This window comes from Syntrophales bacterium (genome assembly GCA_030655775.1).
Taxonomy (GTDB): Bacteria; Desulfobacterota; Syntrophia; order Syntrophales; family JADFWA01; genus JAUSPI01.
This window is the reverse complement of sequence record JAUSPI010000193.1, coordinates 1-7,098: the sequence shown is the minus strand read 5'-3', so window position 1 is coordinate 7,098 and position 7,098 is coordinate 1. Positions and strand designations below refer to the sequence as shown.

At 39.6% G+C, this 7,098-nt stretch carries 6 protein-coding genes; all 6 read left to right on the top strand.

Annotation, left to right across the window (positions count from 1 at the left end; all coding sequences use genetic code 11):
- On the top strand, positions 1–789 hold a 789-nt coding region (gene galE / locus Q7J27_10460), incomplete at its 5' end, for a UDP-glucose 4-epimerase GalE (protein ID MDO9529565.1).
- Between the two features lie 225 nt (positions 790–1,014).
- Positions 1,015–3,372: a tetratricopeptide repeat protein gene (locus tag Q7J27_10455; GenBank protein MDO9529564.1), complete on the top strand. Its 2,358-nt coding sequence runs from the start codon at positions 1,015–1,017 to the stop codon at positions 3,370–3,372.
- A 69-nt stretch (positions 3,373–3,441) separates the two neighbouring features.
- Positions 3,442–4,365 carry a glycosyltransferase gene (locus Q7J27_10450; protein ID MDO9529563.1) on the top strand — a complete coding sequence of 308 codons (924 nt, stop codon included), beginning with the start codon at positions 3,442–3,444 and terminating at the stop codon, positions 4,363–4,365.
- A 558-nt stretch (positions 4,366–4,923) separates the two neighbouring features.
- A complete protein-coding gene (locus Q7J27_10445) occupies positions 4,924–5,691 on the top strand; it encodes an O-antigen ligase family protein (protein ID MDO9529562.1) in 768 nt (255 codons plus the stop codon).
- A 52-nt stretch (positions 5,692–5,743) separates the two neighbouring features.
- Entirely contained in the window at positions 5,744–6,613 is an 870-nt protein-coding gene (locus Q7J27_10440) for a glycosyltransferase family 2 protein (protein ID MDO9529561.1), read from the top strand.
- 15 nt (positions 6,614–6,628) lie between these two features.
- Positions 6,629–7,098 (top strand): hypothetical protein (locus Q7J27_10435; GenBank protein MDO9529560.1); only part of this gene is annotated, 470 nt, incomplete at its 3' end.

Below are 7,098 nucleotides of genomic sequence, written 5' to 3'. Positions count from 1 at the left end.
AAGCACGTAATTGATGCAGTCATACATTTTGCAGCAGATACGAGAGTAGGATCTTCGATGGTTTACCCAAGTCAGTTTTTTAACAACAATGTGGTAAATGGAATTACCCTTCTGGATGTCATGCGGGAGTTCGATTGTCGTCGCATGATTTTTTCCTCAACTGCTGCTATCTACGGCGAACCTCAGTACATCCCGGTTGACGAAAAACATCCCCAGCTTCCGGTTAATCCCTATGGGGAGTCTAAACTGATGTTCGAAAGAATTTTGGATTGGTACCATAGAGCCTACGGCCTCAAGTTTAACGCCTTGCGGTACTTCAATGCCGCCGGGGCGAGTAAAAGATTTGGTGATGCGAAACGCAACGTGACTCTCCTCATTCCGGTAATTATGCAGGTATTGCGTGGACAGCGTGAAAGGCTGCAGATATTCGGCAACGATTACCCGACAAAAGACGGTACCTGCATCAGGGACTATATACATGTGCTGGATCTTGCTCAAGCTCACATTCAGGCTATGCAAAACCTGGAGAAACATCCCAGCGGCAGATATAACCTGGGAAATGGACAGGGGTTTTCGAACCTGGAGGTAGTTAAAACGGTGGAATCCGTAACCGGCAAAAGTGTTCCTTTCGAATTTGCCCCCCGACGGCCCGGCGATCCGGCAGTTCTTATAGCTTCTTCAGATCTGGCTCATCAGGAACTCGGTTGGCAACCAAAGTTTGCTAAACTTGAAGAAATCGTCGCCTCAGCGTGGGAATGGCATAGCAAACATCCGAATGGATATAAATAAAGCTTTCTTAAAAAGAACCCACAAAGTTTCCATTTCTTTAATGTGGACAAGTTCGCAAAAAGTCAAAATGTGCACAATTATGTCATTCCCGTGAAAACGGGAATCCAGCCTTTTCAAATGTTTAGCCGTTTATAGATTCCCGTCTACGCGGGTATGACTGACTTTTTACGAGAGCATCAATGTAGGTTTTTTGTAATACGGAAAAGATGAGTTGTATTAGAACTTATGAGTAAAATTAATTCACCAGAGCCGCTTGCAGGTTCCTTTGGACATATGCGCGAAGGTTTGATGTTACTGGTCATGGCGGTTCTTGTTTTCATGATCTATTCAAACATACTGAAAGCTCCTTTTGTGTTTGATGATCAGCAAAATATTCGGGATAATCCACATGTTCGCCTAACTGAACTTACCTTCAAAGGCATTAAAGAAAAGATAGTTGAAAACCCATATAATAATCGTCCGGTAGCCCACGCCAGCTTTGCTCTTAACTATTATTTCCATAAGTATAATGTCATGGGTTATCACCTCGTCAATATCCTGATACATATAATGACAGGATTTTTCCTTTATTTTTTCATTAAAATTACACTGAATATAACAACATTATCAACAAGCTGCCAGCAACCCACATCCGGTAACCCGCAATTTGTAACCCGCGATCCGCATACGGGATTTTCCAACCATTCGCTAATAGCCTTTTTTGCCGTCCTTATCTGGCTTGTTCATCCGATCCAGACCCAGTCGGTTGCCTATATTGTTCAACGGATGAATAGCATGGCCGCAATGTTTTATGTCTTGTCCTTTCTGCTGTATGCAAAAGCCCGTCTGACAGAGAAAAAAGAGAAAAAATGGGTATTGTTGGCCGGTTGTGTACTTGCAGGAATATTGGCCCTTGGTTCCAAGGAGATAGCTGCGACACTTCCCTTTTTTATCTTTCTGTACGAGTGGTATTTTTTCCAGGATTTAAATCGAGACTGGTTTAAGCGTCATCTCCTCCTTTTTTCGGGTATCGTGATTCTTTTTACAATTGTGGCAGTCGTATATATGGGAGCCCATCCGCTGGAAAGGATATTGTCCGATTACGACAAACGCAGCTTTACCCTGACACAGAGGGTATTGACAGAGTTTCGGGTAGTAATTTACTATATAAGCCTTCTGGCATTCCCTCTTCCTTCCCGGCTTAATCTGGATCACCATTTTGCGGTTTCCAGTTCTCTGATTAATCCCGTAACCACCATATTTTCCATCGTGTCTGTTATAGGATTAATCGGACTGGCGTTATATATGGCTAAAAGAGAGCGGCTTTTATCTTTTTGTGTCCTGTGGTTTCTTGGTAACCTGGTGATCGAATCCTCGGTTATAGGGCTTGAGATTGCATTCGAACACCGTACCTATTTACCTTCCATGCTTGTAAGCATGATGGTGGCTACATTAGTCTGCCGATATGTAAAACAGAAACGGGTTATTCTTTCACTGCTGTGTGTTGTAACGCTTGTTTTTTCCTATTGGACGTATGAAAGAAACAAGGTTTGGGGCAGTGAACTGTCCCTCTGGGAAGATTGTATAAAGAAATCTCCAGGGAAGGCAAGACCGCACTACAATTTAGCAAATGTTTTAACGCGGCAGGGTAATATAGATAGGGCCATAAAGCATTATCATAAAACTGTGCTGATAGAGCATAATCATGTTAGGGCACACGTAAATCTTGGGAATTCTTATCTGGAAAAGGGAAATAGCTCCGATGCCATTAAACACTATTCCGATGCGTTGCTAATAGACCCTGACAGGGAAGGAGCACATATTGGCATGGGTAACGTGCTGTTAAGTCTGAATAGATTTTCTGAAGCCCTGAAACATTATTCAGAAGTAATGAGGATAAACCCTGATTCTGCAGATGCTTACTACAACATGGGTTGCGTTTTTTCACAGCAGAATATGCGGCCTAAAGCAATTGAATATTATTCCAAAGCCGTGACGATCGATCCCTCCTTGGCAGAGGCGCACAACAATCTTGGTTATGCCTTGATGCATGAAGGTAAAATAGTTGAGGGAATAAACCATTTTCGTGAGGCCGTTCGTTTGAAGCCGGACTTCATGGAGGCGCAGAAAAATCTAAAAAAGGCCTTGACAATTAAGGAAAAAGCTGTCGAAAAAACACAAACTTTAAGATTAAAACCACCGACAGGGCAGCGTAATCCTGCATACCATTATGATCAAGGGAATATGTATTATAAGATGGGGGCATTAGAATCTGCCATTGATGAATATGAAAAGGCTCTGTCAATTCAGCCGGATATCCTTCCTGTTCTGAACAATCTGGCTCTTGTCTATGTTCAGAAAAAAGATTATGCGAAGGCAGCCTCAGTTTTCGGAAAAATGATTAGTATTGAACCCGATAAAGCCGACAATTACTATAATATGGCCTGCATGCACGCACTTCAGAATAATATCAATGAGGCCATGTCGTGGCTTAAAAAGGCCATCGAGAAGGGGTACGACAAGTGGGACCTGATAAAAACTGACGGGGATCTGGAAAGTATCAGAAAGTCTTCGGATTATAGGGAACTTATCCAGGGGCATTAATACGACATACCAGAAGGAATCAACGGATTTGATTCGCAATTAAAATGCGGCCAATGGAAGAATTGTTCAATGATACCTGATATATCTTACTTGATTTTAGATTATAACCCGAAAGGTGAGCAATACGCCCAAGATGTTTTAAGTGAAACTATTGACACTTTTTATGACAGGAAAAGTAAGAATCTAACTTGTGATGTATTCCTTCTGGACCAAGGATCTACGATTGATCATAAAAAATGGATTTTAGAAAAACAAAATAAGTATGGATTTTCAACTATATTGTTAAATAGAAACATAGGAATAAGCAAAGCTATAAACTTTTTTGTAAGAACCTGCAAGTCTCCGGTAATTGGACTAATTACATCAGACGTTATAATTACCTCAGGAATGGATGAAGACTTATACAATAAAGTGCAAATTCAAGAGGTTTACCAGGCGGCACCTTTTACAGATAAAAGTGACGTTGGTTACCAAACCTGGCAACCGAAAGAAGACTTTGGGTCGGATAATGTGGATTTAAGTGATTTACGAAAAAAAGGACAATCTTTCTTAGGAAGGGTTTTCAATAAAGAACACAACGATTATCTTAGATGTCTTGGAATTGAATTCAATGTCATGTTCTGGAGAAGGGCGATTTTTGACAAAGTTGGTTATTTCGATGAAAAATGGAAAGCCTGCTTTGAAAACAATGATTTTTCAGTGCGTTGTTTTCTAGCCGGAGGGTGTACAGCCGTAAGCTATAATTCATTTGTCTGGCATTATCACAAGGTAACAGAAAAAAATGAATCAAGAGAAAGATGCTATGACGGTTATATTGATGACTGGCACAACAAAATAAAAAAAATATGGGATGATAAATGGCCACAATTAAATTCGTATATTGATATATATAAACCGTTGAGAAATAAGAACATTAGTAATGTTCCAGCATTATATGAAAAATTTAAACATAATGTCTATCTTCCTTATGAGCAAGTCACTGATTATTTTTGATTGCTGAGGTAAGGGCAACTTACTTTCTTTTGAAAGTTTTCCGGGAAATATTCTATGTATATCGATAAATTTACAGGGTTTACATCACAATTTAATGAACAAAACACCAAAGAAAAGATATACTATATCCTAAATTATAGTGTCCCTGTATTAATGGGCGTTTTTCTGTTTTTTGTCCCTTTTCCACACACAACGGCTATCAAAGAAATCTGTTTATATTTTTCTATACTTATTGTTTTCTTGTTAATCCTTTGTAAAAAGACCGATTTTTCTTTCAAATCGCCACTCACCCTACCTCTTGGGCTTTTTGTAATCTGGGCATTTATTGGCCTTTTTTTTGCGCTTGATACGGAAAACAGTCTTCACGATTTCCGGGCACATTTACTTAAATATCTGGCCATTTACTACATCCTGATCAATTTTTTCAGTTCCCGAAAACGACTCATAATTTTATCATGGATAATAATCATATCAGCCGCGATTTTTTCCATTGGAGGGTTGACTTATTTTTACGTCATATTGAAAAACCTTATATCGACAAGGCTTGGATTCTCGCAAATGATGAACATTGATCTTATCGGCTTTGTAACCATATTTGCCATGCTTTTATCACTGCGTCAATTCAGACTGGAGACTAACTGGTATCTCAGGGCCATACTTGTTGTTTGCCTTCTGGGAACATTTATGGCAACATATTTAACAATGTCAAGAGGTTCATTGCTGGCGGTATTTATTGCGCTTATTGTGTTTTTTGTTAAAAGAAACAGATTATTAGTTGTCTTCCTTATAATCTTCTCCTTGATAGCTGTAAAAACTGTTCCAGGATTAAATGGACGATTTTCGTTAAATACTAATTTGAATGACATAAGAATAGGTATAAATCTTACAACTTTAGAAATTATCAAAGATTATCCTATAACCGGAATAGGATTTGGGATGGAGACATATGGATATAGCGATTTTATTGATCTGGCAAAATATAACGCAAAAATACCCCCTCAATATCAGCAAAAAGGAGAGATTATTAAATCGCCTCATAATTCTTTTGCGGACGTAGCTGTCAGAACAGGCGTTGTAGGACTTACATTGTTTCTCTTTATTTATTTTGTCTTCGTTCGTCTTGGCTGGAAAATAATACGATACGGGAAAGATGATTTTATCAAAGACTGGGGAATCTGTATAATGGCTGCGTTTATTGGTGTTTTCATACAGGAATTGTTTGCGGATGGAATGTTCGGCCCGCAGGCAATTGTTCTCTATACAATATTTGCAATTATGACCATATTGTGGCAACTTAACACGGAAACTGACAGCATAACAATATAAACAAAAAGCAAAACGATTGTTGAATCAAGGAAGGAGTTCAATTCCATCTAAAATGAACCGGATAACTGTTGACATAATTATTCCAACATATAACCGCGGTGATCTTCTGCCGGAAACGCTTAAAAGCGTGCAGGATCAGACTTTTTCAAACTGGCAATGCTGGATAGCGGAAGATGGTGAGACTAAAGAAACTTTGGATGCTATTAAGCCTTTTTTGGAAGACGATCGCTTTAAATATTTGCCTGGAAAACATGCGGGATTTCCTGCAGTTCCGAGGAATCGTGCCATAACGTATGGAAGCGCAAAATATGTTGCTTTTTTGGACGATGATGACATCTGGTTGCCTGAAAAACTTGAGCGGCAGGTAGCATTTTTGGAACAACGGTCGGATTGTGTGCTGCTGGGTTGCAACGGTTTTCGCTGGAACGGAACAGAAGAGAAGAGTCATTCGTTGCCTATATATTTTGACAAGGCTCCCTTCGGACAAATACCCTATGAAACGTTTCTCCGGGCAAATTGGATTATTCTTTCCTCTGCTCTTGTGCAACGAACCGCTTTGGAAAAGGCAGGATTGTTCAGTGAAACCCTTTCTCCACCTTTTGCTGAAGATTATGAATTATGGCTCCGTGTCGGTGCTCTTGGCGAAATCTGGCTTACGGAGGAACCTTATGTGTTTTACCGGGAAGCCCCAATGTCCTATTATCCTAAGCTTGGTAGAAAAGGGAAATATGAAATGAAAGCGCAGGTCATAGATTCTGCCTTAAATGGAGTTGGAGGAATACCGAGTCCCCTCTCGTACCCCGAAAACAGCCTCTATGCTGCTGCCTGTCGCCAGGAAAGAGATTTTTGCTTTGCAAGATTTCGCTTGTTAGGGCATCTAAAACGCAAAATAGCATCAACAATAAAAAAATGTTGTTCATAGCAGGGGATGTTAACTGTGCGAAAATTCATCAACTCCGTTTTGAAACCTTTTGACCTCACACTTCAAGACACATCATTACTGTGGGAAAGAAATGCGTTTGCTTCGCTATATGAATCAAAAACTCAATGGGTGGATAAATCCGGCGAATACCAGGCTGAATGTATTGTCTTCTCAAAAAACAGAGCCCTTCAGCTCCATGCACTACTGACAACATATCACGAAAAGGTTGCTTCACCCGTACCACTTTATGTCTTATACCAAACAACGGACCCATCTCATCAAAAAGCATATGAGGAAATAAATTCATTATTTTCCAACCATCAAATCTCGTTCATAAAACAGGGTAATGATTATTCTTTCCGCAAAGATCTCCTCAATCTTCTTGAGTCACTCACGGCTGAAAAAGTCTTTTTCCTGGTAGATGACATCCTTTTTATTGAAGATTTTGATATTAAAGATTTTGTAAAATTCGATACTGATAAATT